The following is a 17754-nucleotide window of genomic DNA, read 5'->3' as shown; positions in this document are numbered from 1 at the left end:
CGGCAAGCACTAGATGCCCCTCGGCGAGGATTTCGGATCGAGCGCATCGCGCACGCCGTCGCCGAGAATGTTGAGAGCCAGCACGGTGATGACAATGGCAAGCCCGGGCGCCAGCGCCACGATCGGCCTGGAATAGAGCAGGCCCTGACCGTCCTGGATGATCGTGCCCCAACTGGCGTCCGGCGGTTGCACGCCGATCGACAGAAACGACAGTGAGGATTCGGTCATCATGTTGAGTGCCAGGATCAACGGCACGAAAACGATGATGCGCGTCACCACATTTGGCATGATGTCGCGCAGCAGGATGCGCCAGGGCGACGCGCCAAGCCCGATCGCCGCGGTGACGAATTCGGCCTGCATCAAGGTCAGGACATGGCCACGGATCGGCCGTGCCACATAGGGCACATAGACGATGCCGATGATGAAGATCGGCAGCCACAGGCTGCCGGAGCGGATTTCGAACGGACCGATCTGGATGCTCTGCGCGATCAGCACGATCGACAGGGAAATCGCCAGCAGGAAAACCGGGAACGCCCAGAGCACGTCGAGAATGCGCGACAGGCCGACATCGACAATGCCGCCGAAGAACCCGGAAACAACCCCCAGAAAGGTCGCCAGGACGAGGCACAGCACAGCTGCAGCGCCCGAGATCAGCAGCGAATCCCGCCCGCCATAAAGCAGTCGCGCCGCGACGTCACGGCCCTGATTGTCGGCGCCGAGCAGATACGGCCCGATCCGCCAGGTCGGCCCAATCGGCGTCATGCCGAGGCCAAGGCCTTCGGTGGAAGCCTGCAGTACCGGCTGGGTCACCCCATCGATGACGATCTCGCCGTTGAGATTGGTTACGAAAGGATCCGTGTGGGCGATGTATTGCGCATAAAGCGGCGCCGCCAGCGAAGCGATGACGATGACGACGAGCACACCGAACGCCGCTATTGCCGAACGATCGGCTTTAAGCTTGCGCCATGCCGTGCGCCATGGGCCAGCGGCGGCCTGGCGGACCGGGGCGGCAGGCTGGTCCGCAATGACATTGACCATGAACGGGGGACCATAAACGGGATTGCCTGGCAAAAATCTCGACCTGGAAGATGCGCTGATCCGGCGGAAAAGGAAATGCGACGGAGCGCCGGTGGCACTCCGTCGCATTGGCTCGAGGGGATCATTCGACCCAGGACTGGCTGACGATCCAGTAGAATTGCGGGCTGAAGGTGAAGTTCTTCAGCCTGGAAGAGACGACATCGACCCGCTTGGGTGTGAACAAAACAGCGACCGGGGCCTTGTCCGTCACCGCCTTGTCGATGGCCGTCCAGAGTGTTGCGCCCTTGGCTGGGTCGGCGATGGTGGCTGTCTCTGCTTCGGCCATCGACGCGTCGATCGATTTGTCGCAGAACCCGGAAATGTTGACCGAGGCGTCCGAGCCCGGCGTGAATGAGGCACAGCTGAACAGCACTTCCAGAAAATTGGATGGCGCCGGGTAATCCTGGAACCATTGCGAGACCGAGATCTGCACCTTGTTGTTGGTGTTCTGGATATAGGTGAACTGGATGTTCTGCGAGATCGGCTTGACCGATGTCTTGTAGCCGAGCTGGTTGAGCACGTCCTGCAGATAGACCCCGATCGACTTCGAGACGCTGCTGTCCTCGGTGATGATCGTCACCTCCTGACCAGCAGTTCCCGATTCAGCAACCAGTTGTTTGGCCTTGTCCATATCCGGCGCCGACCACTTTTCGCCCGGATTGGCGGTGAATGGGCAATAAGGCGCGAATGACGGGAAGCCCGGCGGCAGGATCTGGCAAGCCGGCTGTGCCAGATTGCTGCCGCCAAAGAGCTTGATGATCGCGGCGCGGTCGATGGCGAAGTTCACCGCCTGGCGAACACGGATGTCGTTGAACGGCGCCAGATTGTTGTTCATCGGCGCATACCACATCGCCATCAGCGGATGCACCGTGACCTGCTTGGCATATTTGGTGCCGAGTTCGCCAAGACGGTCCGCCGGCGGCGGATCGAACATCCAGTCCGCCTGCCCGTTCTCGACCGCCGTCACCGCCGCTTCGTCGGTGAGGCCGAATTCATAGTCGATCTCGTCGGGATACCCTGCCGGCTGGGCTTCCTTGCTCCATTCCTTGAAGTGAGGATTGCGCACCATTTTCATCAGCTTGTTCGGATCATAGCTCGCGATCATGTAGGGCCCAGTGCCCGGGATCGGATCAGTGCCGGCATCCTTGAGCGGCGCGCCCGCCGGCAGGATCGCCGCGTGCGGAATGGCGATCTTCTGCAGGAACTCGGCATCCGGCTGGACCAGGTTGAAGGTGATCGTTCCGGCTGCGTCGTCAACCGACAGGCCGCCATCGAGGGTGCATGTCGCCGGGGTTTTCAAACACGCATCGGCGCCGACGATGCCGTTGTAGAAGGTCCCGGCCGTCGGCCCGCTGATCTTGAAGATGCGCTGGAACGAAGCCACCACATCCTTGCTGGTGACGTCCGAGCCGTCGGCGAACTTGATGCCTTTGCGCAGCTTGAAGACGTAGGTCTTGCCGCCGTTTTCGACCTTCGGCAGGGTTTCGGCAAGGTCCGCGACCACCTCGAAGCCGGTCTTGTCCCCGGCCTTTTTGTAGGTCACCAGACCATCGTAGAGAATATAGTTCATCTGGAAAAACTGCAGCGTGTAATTGATATGCGGATCGGCGGTGCCGGCAGCGGCGTTGGCCAGCAAGCGGAGCGTGCCGCCAAGCTTGCCTTCCGCGGCCAAGGCACTGCTCGGCGGCGACACGATCGTCATGCCGAGCAGAGCCAGGCCGGGTATCAACGCTGCAAGTGCCTTTTGGGGTCGCATGGCTGTGTTTCCTCGTGGAAAGCGTGTCGACTGGCCACGCTATACGCAATCGACGACCGCGGCGTGGCTGGAAATGATCTGGGTCGCGGGTGGTCTCCGCACCTTCGCCCAATCGCAAAGACTACGACCAGCGAAGCCGAGCAGGATAGCTATTAAGATAGATAGGTCGGAGAGGCCAGCCTTAAGCCTATCTATTGGGCACGCGGGTGACATGGCTATTTGACAAGCAATGGCCAGCGGGTAAGCTTGTCGCATGCAGGGCTTTTCAGGCGATCTAGAGAGCCGGTTCCGAACGGGAATGAGCATCGACGCCGCCATGGCGGTGGCGACCGATGTGCTGGAGCCCGTCGGTTTCACCTCATTCATCTATGACTATACGCCCGTGCCGGTCAGCCATGAGGGCGACCTGATCACCCCGTCGCTGATGGCTCTGCACAACGTGCCGCGCGACATGCAGGATCTCTGGTGCAAAGGCGGCTATTATCAGCTTGACCCGGTGCAGGAAGCCGCGCTCGCCGTATCGAGGCCGTTCCTCTGGTCGCACAAGGGCGTTCAGAGCACCGTCATGCAGCATGTGCTTCGGTCCAGGCATGATCCGGTGATCAGCTATCTGCTCGATACCAGGATGACCTGCGGCGTCACCGTGCCCATCCGTCTTGCCGGTGGGGATCTGGCCACCTTCACCGCGATCCGCGCCGACCCAGAGCCAGGGGTCGAGGCCGAAGCAAGGCAGTTAATCGCCGAAATCGGCGATCTGGGCCATCTCTTGCACGACTCCGTCTACGCCGGTTTCGATGCCGGCATCCGCACCTGCCCATACGTCCACCTGACGTCGCGCGAGCGCCAGTGCCTGCGCCTCGCCGCCGCCGGACTGACGGCCAAGCAGGTCGCGCGCGAGATTGGCCGCGCGGTGCCGACAGCAACGCTGCATCTCAACGCGGCGACACGCAAGCTTGGCGCGCGCAACCGCTTCCACGCCATCGCGCTGGCTGCCCACTACCGGCTGCTCGAGCCGGAGCATTGAGGCTCTCCGCCTGAGGGCTCCTCCCGCCAGGGCAAACCTATAAATAGTGCTAGCTGTAAATGCGCCGGGCCGCTTAGTACCGTCGGCCGCAAACAAGGCTTGGGAGGGTCCGTCACTTTGGTTCCTGCCAGCCAGGACCCGGAGCTTGGAACTGTGACGGCACATGCGACCACCGAAGGATTCAGCGACTACAGGGGCTACCGCACCTGGTATCGCGTGATCGGAGATCTCAACTCGGGCAAGCTGCCATTGGTCGTCGCTCACGGCGGGCCGGGCTGCACCCACGACTACGTCGATTCATTCAGGGAGCTTGCCGATACCGGGCGGGCCGTCATCCACTACGATCAGATCGGCAACGGCAAGTCGACCCATCTGCCCGACAAGGGCGGCGACTTCTGGACCGTCGATTTCTTTTTGGGCGAACTCGATGCGCTGCTCGCTCACATTGGCATTGCCGAGCGTTACGCCCTGCTCGGCCAGTCCTGGGGCGGCATACTTTCGGCCGAACATGCCGTGCGACGCCCTGCCGGGCTCAAGGCATTGATCCTGGCCAATTCGCTGGCCTCAATGGCGCTATGGGTGGAAGGCGCGCTGCAATTGCGGGCCGGGCTGCCGGCCGATGTGCAACTCGCGCTTGACCGGCACGAGGCAGCCGGGACCACCGATCACCCGGATTATGTTGCGGCAACCAAAGCCTTCTATGACCGCCACGTCTGCCGTGTCCTTCCAACGCCGCGGGAGGTCGCCCGGACATTCGCGGCAATCGACGCGGATCCGACGGTTTATCACACCATGAACGGACCCAATGAATTCCACGTCATCGGCACGATGCGGAACTGGACCATCGTCGAGCGCCTGCATCTGATCGAGGCGCCGACGCTGGCGTTCCGCGGATTTTACGACGAAGCGACCGAAGCCTGCGTCCAGCCCTTTCTCGATCGCATCCCGGACGTGGAAGGCATTGTCTTCCCGAATTCCAGCCACATGCCGCATGTCGAGGAGAAGGACGATTGCCTCGCCGCCGTCGGACGTTTTGTCGCCAAATACGATTGAGGCCTGCCCCACAGCAGCCTGTCTTTGCACAAGCTTATCGTGCCGGGCTTAGCCAATCGAGTTGCGCGACGGAGCACAAAACTGCGCCGAAGGTCGGCTGGAATGAATCTTGCGTAGTTAGACCGGCCGCATCGGATCTGGCTCGAACATATGAACCTCATCAGCGTCGACATAAGAATGCTCCGATCGCTGCAGTGCGTCGCGGAAACCGGCAGCATTACTGAGACGGCGCGGCGCCTCAGCCGCTCGCAGCCCGCCATTACCCTGCAGCTACAGCGGCTCGACGTGATCTGCGGCTGCAATCTGTTCCGTCACGATGGGCGCAAAATGGTGCTCACTTCCGATGGCAGACTGGTGCTTTCTTATGCAAATTCGATCCTGCGTCTGCACGACGAACTGCTCTCGCGCCTCTCATCGCCCGATATCGAAGGTCAGGTGATCCTCGGCACCCCCGACCTCTACGCGGCCTATTTGTTGCCGTCGATCCTTGCGGTATTCCAGCGTGCCTTCCCGCGCGTCCAGGTCCAGCTTCACTGCTCGCTGTCGACGCCGCTGGTCGGACAGGTCCATCGCGGCGAAATCGACATCGCGCTGGTCACGCGGATGAACGACTTCATCGGCGGGCGAGTGGTGCGTCAGGAACAGCTCGTCTGGATCACCGGAGAACACTCGACGGCGCATACCGAGACACCTCTGCCTCTGGCGCTGCTTCCGCCGGGCAACATCTATCGCGATCATGCGATAGAGCACCTCGAAGTGGCGGGCCGCTCATGGCGGATCGCCTGCGTGAGCGAGAGTGTCAGCGGGCTCCAGGCGGCGGTGTTTTCAGGCATGGCCGTAACCGTGCTCGGCCGCAGCGCACTCGTTTCGGGCATGCGCGAGATCGTGGCTAGCGGCGACTTTCCCACGCTGCCCAAAGTTGACCTGCTGCTTTACAAGGCGCAGGGCACGACCAAGCCGGCGGCCAAGGCGCTCTATGACTACCTGTCGCACTACCTCGATATTAACCGGGAGATCGGCGCTGTGGTGATGCCGGACATGCGCGAACCCAAATCCGAAAGGCCGCTCAACGAAGGTTGAGCGGCGGCCATTCCTCCGTCCAGGGTCGCACTTCCTCAAAGGCTCCCGCGAGAGCGATGATGGAAGTCTCGCGCATCCATGGTGCGATCATCTGAACGCCGATCGGCAGGCCCGAAGAATCACGTCCGCACGGGACCGTCGCGGCCGGCAGGCCGCACAGATTGACCGGCCACGTGAAAGGCGACCAGCCCAGATGCGCGTCGACCGGATGCCCGTCGATGCAGGACGTGCCGAGCGTGCCGGCCGCGAAGGCGGTAACCGCAACTGTCGGCGTAAGCATCACGTCGACGGTGCGGAACAGTTCGACGAATTGGTTCCGGAGCCGGGAGCGCAGATGCGTCGCCTCCATGTAATCAGCGCCGCTGTAGGTGAGGCCTTTGTCAAGAACGGCGCGGAACTCCTCGTCCGAGTCGAGAAATGCTTCCGCGCCGCGATCACCAACCGATGCCGCTTGTTCAGTGAAGGCGATCGGATTGAGCACCCTGTCGAGAATATCCGGGTCGAGGGCGAAGGGAACCTCGACGAGGTTGGCGCCCGCGGAGGCCAGAATGTCGAGTGCGGTGGCGAACGCCGCACGCACTTGCGGATCGACCGGCGCATACCCGAAATCGACCGAAAAAGCGACGCGCAGACCCATGACCGATGGCGGAATCCTGGAGTACTCCTGCGGCTTCAGGGCGAGCGAGGCGGCGTCGCGCACATCATAGCCCGCTATTGTCTCGAGCAGCAGAGCAGCGTCCGCAACCGTGCGCGCTATTGGACCGGTGTGCGCGAGCGATCCCCATGATGGCGGAAAGAAGCCGGGCGCGCGCGAAACGAGGCCGTAAGTCGGTTTAAGGCCGAAGACCCCGCAGAAGGAAGCAGGTACGCGGATCGAGCCGACGCCATCGGTTCCAATTGCCAGCGGACCGCAGCCGGCGGCGACGCCCGCAGCAGCACCTCCGCTGGAGCCGCCGCTGGTTCGCTCCAGCGACCAGGGATTGCGGGTTATGCCGCTGACGGGACTGTCGGCAGTGAGCTTGTAACCGGATTCGCAGGTGGTCGTTTTGCAGGTTACGATGGCGCCGGCGTCGCGTAGACGGCGCACGACATGGGCATCGACTGGCGGCACGAAGCCGGCAAATGAGGGCGCGCCCGCCTTCGCCGGCTTGCCGGCGACGAAGATGAGATCCTTGACGGTGACGGGAACCCCTGCCAGCGGGCGGGTTTCGGCGCTTTTTCGGTAACGCTGCGCGATCACCTTGGCTGCGGAAACAGCCTCTTCGTAGAGATCAGTCACAACGATATTGCAGACCGCATCCATGCGGCGGAGCGCACACACCGTGTCTTCGATCACATCAACGGGGTCGAAACGGCCCGCCCTGTAGCCGGCGACCATGTCGACGGCAGAGAGACGCGCAAGATCGCCCGGCGCACTGGCTACGCCGACATTGACTGGAATCATGGTCATGAGCCCTCCCGGGCCGGACTCGCGCGGCCGAACCACGCCGGCCGACCGCTATTTTGTTGCACTTTCGTCGGCATTCCGGAGCGCTGCGGCGACCGCGCGTCGCGCCATGACCATTATGAGATTGGCGCGATATTCCCGATCCGCATGGATGTCCGAATTCAATCCCGACGGATCCAATGACACGCGGCTCAGCGCATCCGGATCGAACCGCTCCTGCAGCGCCGTTTCGATGTCGGTTGCCCTGAACACCGACGAGGCTGCACCCGTGACCGCGACGCGCACCTTTCCGGCCGTTCGTGCGACGAACACGCCGACAATCGCATAGCGCGATGCAGGACTGCGGAATTTCGCATACGCCGCCATGTCGGGAACCGGGACGCGGAAACCGGTGACGATTTCGCCAGCTTCGAGCGCAGTCTCGAACATATCGACGAAGAACGCGTCGGCGGGGATCGTCCGTTCGATCGTGATCACGGTTGCATCAAGAGCGAGGATCGCCGCAGGATAGTCGGCGGCTGGATCGTTGTTGGCGGCCGAGCCGCCGATCGTGCCACGATGGCGGACTTGCGGATCGCCGATGTGCGCGGCGAGCGAAGCCAGTCCAGGTATATGTGTCCGCACCAGCGCTGAGGAGGCGACGTCGCAATGGCGAGCCATCGCGCCGATGACCAGAACGCCTTCATCGAACGCTATCTCGCGAAGTGCTGCGACCGCCGAAAGATCGATGATCGCGACGGGCGCGGCTAGGCTTTGCTTCATGGTGGGCAGCAAGGTCATGCCGCCAGCTAGGATCTTGGCGTCGTCATGCTCGGCAAGCAGGGCAGCCGCTGCCACGGTCGTTGCAGGCTTCAGATAGTCGAAGGATTTCATCGAAGCCCCCTTATTCGGCTGCGAGCGCGGCGCGCGAATTGCGGATGATGTTCCAAATCTTGTTTGGCGTCGCAGGCATGTCGACATGGGTGACGCCCAGGGGCTGCAGGGCGTCGACCACGGCGTTGATAACGGCAGCCGGCGAACCGATAGTGCCGCATTCGCCACATCCCTTCACGCCCATCGGCGTGTGGGTGCATGTCGTTGAATGCGGGGCAACGACTATCGCCGGAAAATTGTCGGCACGCGGCATACAGTAGTCCATGAAGGACCCGGAGAGCAGTTGTCCGGAGCTTTCATCGTAGACACCGTGCTCGAACAGCGCCTGGCCGACACCCTGTACGATACCGCCCTGCAACTGGCCCTCGACGATCATCGGATTGATGATCGTGCCGACATCATCGACGGCGGTGTAGCGCTCCAGCGTCACCATGCCGGTATCGGGATCGATTTCGACCTCGGCGAAATGCGCGCCACCAGGATAGGTGAAGTTGACCGGGTCGTAGTAGGACTGCTCCTCGAGGCCGGGCTCAAGGGTTTCCAGCGGATAGTCGAAGGGCACATAGGCCGCGCCGGCGATCTCCGTGAACGTTTTCTTGCGGTCGGTTCCGGCGACCGAAAACTCTCCCGCGTCGAACATGATATCCTCAAGATCGGCCTCGAGTTGGTGCGCGGCGATCTTGCGCCCCTTCAGGACCACCTTGTCGGCGGCTTTCGAGAGCGCCGCTCCGCCGACCACAAGCGAGCGCGAGCCGTAGGTGCCCATCCCGAACTGCACCTTGGCGGTGTCGCCGCAGACGATGTCGATGTCTTCGAACGGCACGCCGAGACGATCCGAGACGATCTGCGCGAACGTCGTTTCGTGGCCCTGGCCATGATTGTGGGTGCCGATCAGCACAGTGACCGCGCCGGTCGGGTGCACGCGCACCGTCGCGCTTTCGTAAAGCCCGCCACGTGCGCCGAGGCTACCGGCCAATCGCGATGGCGCCAATCCGCAAGCCTCGACATAGGTGGACAGGCCGAGGCCGCGATATTTGCCGCGGCCCGCCGATTCCAGCCGCCTCTGCTCGAAGCCATCCGCATCGGCGAGCTTCTCGGCCCTGTCGAGGCAGCCCAGCGGATCGCCGCTGTCATATTCGACGATGACCGGCGTCTGGTAGGGATAGGCCTCGGTCGGGATCATGTTGCGGCGGCGGATCGCGCGCTTGTCGATGCCCATCTCGATCGCCGCGACGTCGACCAGTCGTTCCAGCACGAAGGTCGCCTCTGGCCGTCCGGCGCCGCGATAGGCATCCACAGGAACGGTGTTGGTGAAGACCACCTTCACCGAGCAATGTATAGCCGGCATACGATAGACGCCCGATAGCAGCGGTGCGTAAAGGTTGGTCGGGATGTTTGGTCCGAAGGTCGAGAGATAGCCACCCATGTTGGCGAGTGTGCGCACCCTGAGTCCGAGAAACTTGCCACTCTCGTCGAGTGCCAGCTCGGCCTCGGTGAAATGATCGCGGCCTTGGGCGTCTGAGACGAAGCCTTCCGATCTCTCGCAAACCCACTTGACGGGTTGCCCGAGCTTTGCGGCGGCCCAGGTGACGACGGCTTCCTCGGCATAGTGGAACTGCTTGACACCGAAGCCGCCGCCGACATCGGGCGCCACGACACGCAATTTGTGCTGAGGAATGTGGAGCACCAATTCACCCATCAGGAAGCGGACCACGTGCGGAAATTGGCTCGTCGTCCACAGCGTGTGCTGGCCGGTCGCGAAATCATATTCCCCGATCGCCGCACGCGGCTCCATTGGATTGCCGATTAGGCGGTTGTTGACGAGTTCGATGCTGGCGACATGTGCCGCGTCGGCGAACGCGACCTCCACGGCAGCGGCATCGCCCAGCTCCCAGTCGCAGCACAGATTGTCGGCAATGTCGTCGTAGACGGCGGGCGCACCCGGCTGCAACGCGTCGACCACGCCGACCACGGCAGGCAGGATCTCGTACTCGACCTCGATCGCCTCGACCGCGGCGCGCGCCTGCTCCAGTGATTGCGCCACGACGAAGGCGACGGCATCGCCGACGTGCCGCACCTTGCCATGAGCGATCGGCGGGTGCGGCGGCTCCTTCATCGGCATGCCGTCCTTGCCGTGGATGCCCCAGCCGACCGGCAGCCCGCCGACATTGTCGGCTTTCAGGTCTTCGCCGGTATAGATCGCCGCCACGCCCGGCATGGCGCGGGCGGCAGTTGCATCGATCTCTCCAAGCCGGGCGTGCGCATGCGGCGAGCGCAGGAACGCGCCAAAAAGCATGCCCGGCCGCTTGATATCGGCGACATAGTTTCCGCGCCCGGTGACGAAGCGCAGATCCTCCTTGCGCTTCGGCGCCGCGCCGATGCCAACCACTTTTGACATGTTCATGAGCCCCTCACTTTGCCCGCGCGCATGGCGGCGGCGCCGGCGATCACCGATTTGACGATGTTGTGGTAGCCCGTGCAGCGGCAGAGATTGCCCTCCAGCCAATCGCGCACCTCCGTTTCGGTTGGGTCGGGATTGCGTCCGACAAGGTCGACCGCGCTCATCAACATCCCCGGCGTGCAGAAGCCGCATTGCAGCCCGTGGTTTTCATGGAAGGCCTGCTGCATCGGATGCAGCTTCGCCTGTCCGGCGCCCGCCAGGCCTTCAACCGTCGCTACTGAACCGCCATCTGCCGAGACTGCCAGCATGGTACAGCTTTTCACCGACTCGCCGTTGAGATGCACCACGCAGGCACCGCATTGGCTGGTGTCGCAGCCAATGTGAGTTCCGGTGAGCGAGAGCTGCTCGCGCAGGAGATCGACCAGCAGCATCGCCGGATCGATCGATACGCTGACCGGGCGTGCATTGAGCGTGAGATTGATTTCCATGGTGTGCTCCGGGCTAGGCAAGCAAATGCGCGCGGTCGATCAGCCATGCGGCAAGGACGCTATCGCCGACGTCGAATGGATTCTCGAAAAAGCGGCGTTCCGGCACATAGGCGACGAATTCCTCCTCGCCCGCAGCGTCCAGCATCACCTTGACGAAATTGCCCTGGTATTCGATGCCGAGGATCGTCGCCGGCACCGAAGCCATGTCCTGCTCGGAGAGCGTTGTGCCCGTGCGGAACAGTTCGACGTCGTCGCGCCGCACCGCGATGTCGATCGCCTGGCCGGCCTCCAGCCGGACGCCGGCGCGCATCGGAATCGTAATGCCGTTGATTTCAGGGCTCGCGATCATAGCGCGCGTGCCATTAATCCTGCCGACCTTGCCACTGAGCACATTCTGCCCACCAAGGAATTCCGCGACGTAGCGATCCTTCGGCGCAGCATAGATTTCACGCGCCGGACCAGACTGCTTGATCTTGCCGTTTTCCATGACGACGACCATGTCGGCGAGCGCGATGGCCTCGAGCTGCGTATGCGTGACATGGACGAAGGTGATGCCGAGTTCGCGCTGCATGCGTCTCAGCTCGGCGCGCATCCTGATGCGGAGATGCTCGTCGAGCGCCGAAAGCGGCTCATCGAGCAGCAACACCCGTGGTTCGGTAATGGCAGCGCGGGCGAGCGCCACGCGCTGCTGCTGACCGCCGGAAAGCTGCGCCGGGAGACGGTTGGCAAACTCGGCCAGCCGTACCTTCTCGATCATGGCGTCAGTCCTGGCGTAGCGCTCGGTCTTCGAGAGCCCACGGACCCTGGGCGCGAAGGCTATGTTGTCGCGAACCGTCAGATGCGGAAACAGCGCGTAGGACTGGAACATCATCGCCGTACGGCGCTCGACCGGTGGCAGGCCGACGACACTTTCGCCGCCAATCAGGATCTCGCCAACGGTCGGATCCTCGTGGCCGGCGATCATACGCAGGATCGTGGTCTTGCCGCAGCCCGAAGGGCCGAGAATGCAGCAATAGGCGCCGTCCGGAATTTTCAGATTGACGCCGTCGACCGCATAGCTGAAGCCGTCATAGCTCTTGGCGACGCCGGCGATCTCAATATGACCCATGCCGACCGTCATGCGCCGGCTCCCACGAGAACGGGCGGGCGGCTCCTGCGCCGCTTCTGGATGAAGGCGATCGTGCCCAGACTTGCCCCGATGACGAGAAAAGAGACGATCGTGGTGACGGTGCCAAGCGCATAGAGTGCCGGCGAAGTGATGTTCAGCGTCATGCTCCAGATCTCCAGGGGCAGTGTATTGAGCGAGCCGGCGGTCTGCAGCGTCCGGGCAAATTCGTCATAGGAGAGCGTGAAGCCGAACAGCGCGACAGCGACAAGGCCGGGCGCCAGCACCGGGATCACGACGAGCCGGATCGCCTGCCAGGGCGAGGCGCCAAGGTCGCGCGCCGCTTCTTCCCAGGCATGGTCGAAGCGCGACATGACGGCGAACATGACGAGCACGCCAAAAGGCAACGTCCATGAAAGCTGCGCACCAAGCGCCGAGGTGAACAGGCTTGCCTCGATACCGACCGAGTTGAAGATGAGTCCGACGCCGATGCCGAGCACCAGGCCGGGAGCGACCAGGCTGCCGATCATCAAATAGAAGACGGTCGTGTCACCGGCGAAGCGTTTGCGAAAGCCAAGTCCGGCCAGGAAGGATACGACCACGGTCAGCACCGTGACCACGATCGCAAGCTCGAACGAGCGCTCGAAGGAGCCCTTGACGTCGCCGGTGCGGACCTGCGTGAACAGGTCGACGAACCAGTGCAGCGAGAGACCCTTGATCGGGAAGACCAGCCCGCCGCGCAGATCCTGGAAGGAAAGAATATAGATGCAGGCCATCGGACCGTAGAGCGCCACCAGGTAGAGCGTGAACAGGGTGGCAAGCACATAGAAGGTCCACGGCCGGCGTCCACTGGCCGGGGCAATCGCCCGGCTCCTGTGCGCCGGCACGCTTGCGGCGATGGTCGGGGCCATGCTCATCGCGTGATCTCCTTGCGGATGTCGACGAAGCGCAGGATCAAGCCGACAGTCAGCACGAGAACGACGGTGAGCAGCACTGCACTGGCCGCGGCGGTCGGATATTGCAGCACCGAGATGTCCTCATAAAAGGCGCCGGCGACAGAGGCAGAGCCGCCGCCCGACATTACCTTGACCACGAAGAAGTCGCCCATGACGATCGAAATCACGAAGATCGAACCGAGCGCGATACCGTTCTTGGACAGCGGCACGATGATCAGCCGCATGATATCAAAGCGGCTGGCGCCAGCGTCGAGCGCCGCCTCGACGACGCGCTTGTCGATCCGGCCCATGGCGTTGAAAATCGGCACGATCATGAAGATGGTGAGCTGGTGGACATAGGCGACGACCACCGCGAAGCTGGAAAACAGCAGGAATTCGAGCGGTTGGTCTATCAGACCGATCTTGAGCAAGGCCTCATTGACCAGCCCCTCCTTGCCCAGCAAGGGGATCCAGGAAATCATCCGGATAATGTTGGAGGTCCAGAACGGCACTGTGCAGAGCAGGAACAGCCCGAGCGCAAGCAGCGGGTTCCTGACATGGAAGACAAGGAAATAAGCGACGAGGAAGCCGATCACCAAGCTGAAAAACCACGTCAGCACGGTGAACTTGATGGTCTCGTAATAGAGATTGAACGTCAGTTCCGAGGTCAGTATCTGCGTGTAGTTTTCGAGATTGAACGCCGGGAACAATCCGCCGAAGCCATCGGTTTCGAAGAAGCTCGCTGCCACCACTGCAACCAGCGGTAGCACGAAGAACGGGATCAGCACGACGACCAGCGGGGCAACATAGGCCCACCCGGCCAGATTTCGCTTGAACGCAACGCTTTGTGTCATCGCCGGACTCCGAGGATTTTCGGATGAAGGTGTGATCGGGCAAGGCGCCCGATCCGGTTGCGGCGACGCCGGTCACGCAACCTTGAAGTCGTTCCAGCGCTTGTTCATGTAGGCCGCCTCGTCCATCAGCGTGTTCCAGCACGAGATGTTCTTGACCCGCTCGAGGAAGGAGCCGCCATCGCGCACCGTACCCGTCTTCTCCATCGGAGTGCCGTAGGGGTCCTTGACTTCATCCGGCGCCGGCTTGCCGTCGTACCAGTAGTCCCATTCGGCGGCGGTGAGGAACGGCTTGGCGGTGGACGGCACCGGGCTGTAGTAGCCGTAGCGGGCGACGAAAGCGCCCTGCCAGCCGGTGTAGTACCAATTCATATACTCGTAGGCCGCTTCAAGCTTCTTGCCGGTGAGGTGCTTCATCAAGCCCATCCCGTTGCACCAGCCGCGATAGCCTTCCTTGTCGCCCTTTTTGTTGACCGGCGCGTAGACGCAAGGGATCTCCTTGACGCGAACCGCGGCAACCGCTGGCGACCACATCGACTGGATGATCACCTCGCCGGCCGCCATGAGCTGCACGGATTGGTCGAATGTGGTCCAGGTGGCGCGGAAATGCCCCGACTTCTTCAGCTCGATCAGCTTGTCGATAGTGAAGTCGATCTCTTCCTTGGTCATGTTTCCCTTGTTGCCGTACTTGATCAGGTCGGCACTCTCGAAACACAGGGCGGCGTCCATGATCCCGATCGCCGGCACGTCGAGGATCGCCGCCTTGCCCTTGAACTTCGGGTCGATCAGTTCCTTCCACTCGGTAACCGGATGGCCGATCAGATCAGGACGGTAGCCGATCGAATCCGCATTGTAGACTTGCGGCAGGAATGTCGCCCATTCGGTGACGCCGTCGTGGAGATCGGTCGCGTCGGGCGTCTCGATATACATCGCTTCGTACGGCGAAATGCCCTGGCGCGACACCACTGCGCCGTCGATCTCACCCTTGGTGAAGATCGGCAGGATATTATCGAACTCCTTGATCTTGTTGATTTCGATGCCTTGGATCACGCCGCGTTTGGCGGCGAGCTTGGCCTGCCAGCCTTCGAGGTCGGCGATATCGACCGAATTCGGCTGGGTGATGAAGCGGTTGATGGCAGCGGAGGTGTCGAGATTCTGCATCGTCACTTTCAAGCCGAGATCCTTGGCCGCCTGGTCGCCGATCGCCTTGACGACCGAGTACGAAACGCCGACGTGGCGCAGTTCGATGTCCTTGATCTCCTGGGCCCAGATCGTCGGAAAACCGCCGATCGCTCCGGACCCTACGGCGGCCCCGGCAGCAGCCGCGCTGCCTTTGAGAAACTTTCTTCTTGTCAGTGTATTCGTCGGCTCTTTCACCTGTTTCATGGTCAAACCCTTCCCCTGCATGCCGAGCCTGTTGTCGGCAATCCACATTCTTCGATGTCCGGCTTTATGCTGGAGGGTAGGATATATTTTTTGCGCAGCCCGCCAAATTAGAAGTGAAAATTCCAATTATAAGCAGGGCAAATCTGCCGCCGATATGCGCACCGGCAAGCGCCGTTCTCCCAAAACATATGCAAAAGCGCAGATTCCCTACTCTTTCCTGCCAGAATATTCAGCAAGTTGGCAATTCCCGTAGCGCGCAGACTCGCAGCCACCGGGCGAAAAATAATTTCAAGGCACGTTCACCGTGATCTGGACGAACGGAGGGGACCGTGAGGGAGCCGCAATATCAAAGAGAGGATGTCCGCTCAAGCGAGCTCTGCCGAAAAGGAGCCGCCCGATTGTGCCCCCAATCTCTCCGCGATTAGCCTCGATGGCCGCGCTCTATCGAGAAAAACCGTGTTGCGCGCCACTTGCCGGCTACGGCCGAGCCCCGCCGGCGCACCGGTGTTCGGATTGACGTCGAACTTCGGAAAATTGCTCGAAGAGATGTCCAGCCGCAGCCGATGGCCGGCACGGAACAGATTGGCGGTCGCAAACAGCTCGATGTGAAGCCGCATGATCTCGCCAGGTTTCACGAGCTCGGCTCTTTCGAATGAACGCCGGAAGCGGCAGCGGAAAATCCCATCGGTCAGGTTCAGGGCAAAGCCCGTCGGATAGTCGGCGCTCGGTGGATAGACGTCGATCAGTTTCGCCGTGAAGTCGGTGTCGGGTGCATCGGTCGCCGCCCAGAGCTCCACCTCTACCCGTCCGAGCACGGTCAAATCGTCGGCAAGCGGCTCGGTCTCAAAGGAGAGGACATCGAGACGGGCGGAAAGCGGCAAGCCGAAATTGCGGCAGCCGAAGAACCTCTTGTCCTCTCTCTGGTCGAAGCCGCCGCCGGCGAAGATCGGCTGACCGCTGGTCAGCGCGCCGCCGATGGTCGGGACCGGATCGGCGGGATCGAAATCATAGCTCAGCGCGACGGCGTCGGGCGCAGGAAAGACCTCCGAGAGCCTGCCGTTGGGGTGCAGATAATAGCTTTGCTCCGTCACGTTCGGCAGCGGCCACCGCTTGCCTTTGATCCAGCGCCCGCCGTGATCGAGACGGCCCGTTTCATTTTTCGTGCCCTTTCCCCCGCCCATGACAAAAAGACGGATCGGCTCCTCGTCGAGATCGTCCTCCAACCCGCTCTTCAGCCAGCGATCGAACCAACGGCGACGAAACTCCAGCCAGCTTGCCGCCACATTGCCGCCGAGCGGAGCGTTCGGTCCGAAATCGACGTCGCCGGCAAAGGTCAGATTGCGGTCGCCGTGCAAGCCCGGACCCATGATCAAGGCGAGCGGCCGTTTCGCGTTTCGGGCAAGGCCAGCCAAATTCTCGAACGTCGTCGGGACATAGACGTCGAACCAGCTCGACATCAGGGCGATCGGAATGTTGGGAATATCGTCGTAGAAGCCCGCCGCATGAATGCCGACCTGCTTCCAGAAACCGTCGAATGTCTCGTGCCGCCACTGCTCGAGCAGATAGGCCTCGTATTCAGGAGCCCAGCGGAGCGGCGAACGGCCCTCCGACCACGGCATTTTGCCGAACCAGCGATGCAGGTTTTCCGCTTCGAGCGCCTTTAGGGCAAGCTCGTCGCCGGCGGCAACGGCGCTCTCGCGAGCTTCCCGATAGGCCCAAGTCGCCTGTTTCAGCTCGAATGCGCCGCCTTGGCGAATGCCGCAGGTGAATGCGTTAGAGAACCCGCCGGAATCGAGGATCATGGTTGCAAGAGCGGACGGCGCAAGGCACGCCGCCGCCATTTGGGTATGCGCAGCATAGGAAAGGCCCATGGTGCCGATCCGGCCATTGCACCAGGGCTGGGCTGCGATCCATGCAAGCGTGTCGTAGCCGTCCGGACCTTCGGAGCGATATTTGACGAACTCGCCTTCCGAGCCGTAGCGGCCGCGGCAGTCCTGGTAGACGACGATGTAGCCATGGCGCACGAATTGCTCGGCGACCGTCGCGCGAGCCATCGGTTCGGTCATGCCGACCTCGAGCTCAGCGCGCGACGCCATCGCCTTGCCATAAGGCGTCCGCTCAACGATGACGGGAGCTGGCCGGTCCAGCGCGCGGCCTCCCCTTGCCGGTCGGTAGACGTCGGTCGCCAGTCTTACCCCATCGCGCATCGTCACCATGATATCGCGGCAGAGGACCATGTCATCGGTCACGGACTGGAACGCCTGGAGGTCGGTCATCT

Annotated in this window: 14 protein-coding genes; 3 read left to right on the top strand and 11 right to left on the bottom strand. The window is 62.2% G+C overall.

Features of this window, described 5'->3' with window-relative positions:
• Positions 1-9: 9 nt before the first annotated feature.
• Together AC0L2Z_RS00270 and AC0L2Z_RS00265 are read right to left on the bottom strand one after the other, a co-directional pair.
• A complete protein-coding gene (locus AC0L2Z_RS00270) occupies positions 10-1038 on the bottom strand; it encodes an ABC transporter permease (RefSeq protein ID WP_287226308.1) in 1029 nt (342 codons plus the stop codon).
• Between the two features lie 121 nt (positions 1039-1159).
• On the bottom strand, positions 1160-2833 hold the full coding sequence (locus AC0L2Z_RS00265; protein ID WP_473524271.1) for an ABC transporter substrate-binding protein: 1674 nt from the start codon (positions 2831-2833) through the stop codon (positions 1160-1162).
• Positions 2834-3131: 298 nt separating this feature from the next.
• Between AC0L2Z_RS00265 and AC0L2Z_RS00260 the strand changes: the two genes are divergently transcribed.
• From AC0L2Z_RS00260 to AC0L2Z_RS00250, 3 genes are all read left to right on the top strand, one after another.
• Complete coding sequence (locus AC0L2Z_RS00260) at positions 3132-3857, top strand: LuxR family transcriptional regulator (RefSeq protein WP_473626204.1); 726 nt, start codon at positions 3132-3134, stop codon at positions 3855-3857.
• Positions 3858-4010: 153 nt separating this feature from the next.
• On the top strand, positions 4011-4910 hold the full coding sequence (locus AC0L2Z_RS00255; RefSeq protein ID WP_287226318.1) for a proline iminopeptidase-family hydrolase: 900 nt from the start codon (positions 4011-4013) through the stop codon (positions 4908-4910).
• Between the two features lie 150 nt (positions 4911-5060).
• Positions 5061-5990 (top strand): LysR substrate-binding domain-containing protein, encoded by a 930-nt coding sequence (locus AC0L2Z_RS00250; RefSeq protein ID WP_473626203.1) that lies wholly within the window; start codon positions 5061-5063, stop codon positions 5988-5990.
• Here the strand turns inward: AC0L2Z_RS00250 and AC0L2Z_RS00245 are convergent.
• The 9 genes from AC0L2Z_RS00245 to AC0L2Z_RS00205 all read right to left on the bottom strand — a co-directional run bounded on the left by AC0L2Z_RS00245 (position 5977) and on the right by AC0L2Z_RS00205 (position 17752).
• A complete protein-coding gene (locus AC0L2Z_RS00245) occupies positions 5977-7440 on the bottom strand; it encodes an amidase (protein ID WP_473626202.1) in 1464 nt (487 codons plus the stop codon). The two genes, AC0L2Z_RS00250 and AC0L2Z_RS00245, sit on opposite strands and share 14 nt — an antisense overlap.
• 48 nt (positions 7441-7488) lie before the next feature.
• Positions 7489-8310, bottom strand: coding sequence for an FAD binding domain-containing protein (locus AC0L2Z_RS00240; protein ID WP_023800429.1), 822 nt, complete (start codon positions 8308-8310; stop codon positions 7489-7491).
• 10 nt (positions 8311-8320) lie between these two features.
• Positions 8321-10708 carry a xanthine dehydrogenase family protein molybdopterin-binding subunit gene (locus AC0L2Z_RS00235; RefSeq protein ID WP_473626604.1) on the bottom strand — a complete coding sequence of 796 codons (2388 nt, stop codon included), beginning with the start codon at positions 10706-10708 and terminating at the stop codon, positions 8321-8323.
• Between the two features lie 2 nt (positions 10709-10710).
• Positions 10711-11199: a (2Fe-2S)-binding protein gene (locus AC0L2Z_RS00230; RefSeq protein WP_023800427.1), complete on the bottom strand. Its 489-nt coding sequence runs from the start codon at positions 11197-11199 to the stop codon at positions 10711-10713.
• Positions 11200-11212: 13 nt separating this feature from the next.
• Positions 11213-12319 (bottom strand): ABC transporter ATP-binding protein, encoded by a 1107-nt coding sequence (locus AC0L2Z_RS00225; RefSeq protein ID WP_128167576.1) that lies wholly within the window; start codon positions 12317-12319, stop codon positions 11213-11215.
• Positions 12316-13215, bottom strand: a complete 900-nt coding sequence (locus AC0L2Z_RS00220; RefSeq protein ID WP_473524315.1) for an ABC transporter permease — start codon at positions 13213-13215, stop codon at positions 12316-12318. The genes AC0L2Z_RS00225 and AC0L2Z_RS00220 overlap by 4 nt, the downstream gene beginning before the upstream one ends.
• Before the next feature lie 2 nt (positions 13216-13217).
• Positions 13218-14093 (bottom strand): ABC transporter permease, encoded by an 876-nt coding sequence (locus AC0L2Z_RS00215; RefSeq protein WP_023800424.1) that lies wholly within the window; start codon positions 14091-14093, stop codon positions 13218-13220.
• A gap of 72 nt (positions 14094-14165) precedes the next feature.
• Entirely contained in the window at positions 14166-15476 is a 1311-nt protein-coding gene (locus AC0L2Z_RS00210) for an ABC transporter substrate-binding protein (protein WP_023800423.1), read from the bottom strand.
• 365 nt (positions 15477-15841) lie between these two features.
• On the bottom strand, positions 15842-17752 hold the full coding sequence (locus AC0L2Z_RS00205) for a CocE/NonD family hydrolase (protein WP_473626200.1): 1911 nt from the start codon (positions 17750-17752) through the stop codon (positions 15842-15844).
• Positions 17753-17754 lie beyond the last annotated feature (2 nt).

The organism is Mesorhizobium sp. WSM4850 (assembly GCF_055811735.1).
Note: the sequence above shows the minus strand (reverse complement) of the source record. Positions and strands in the feature narration are given on the sequence as shown.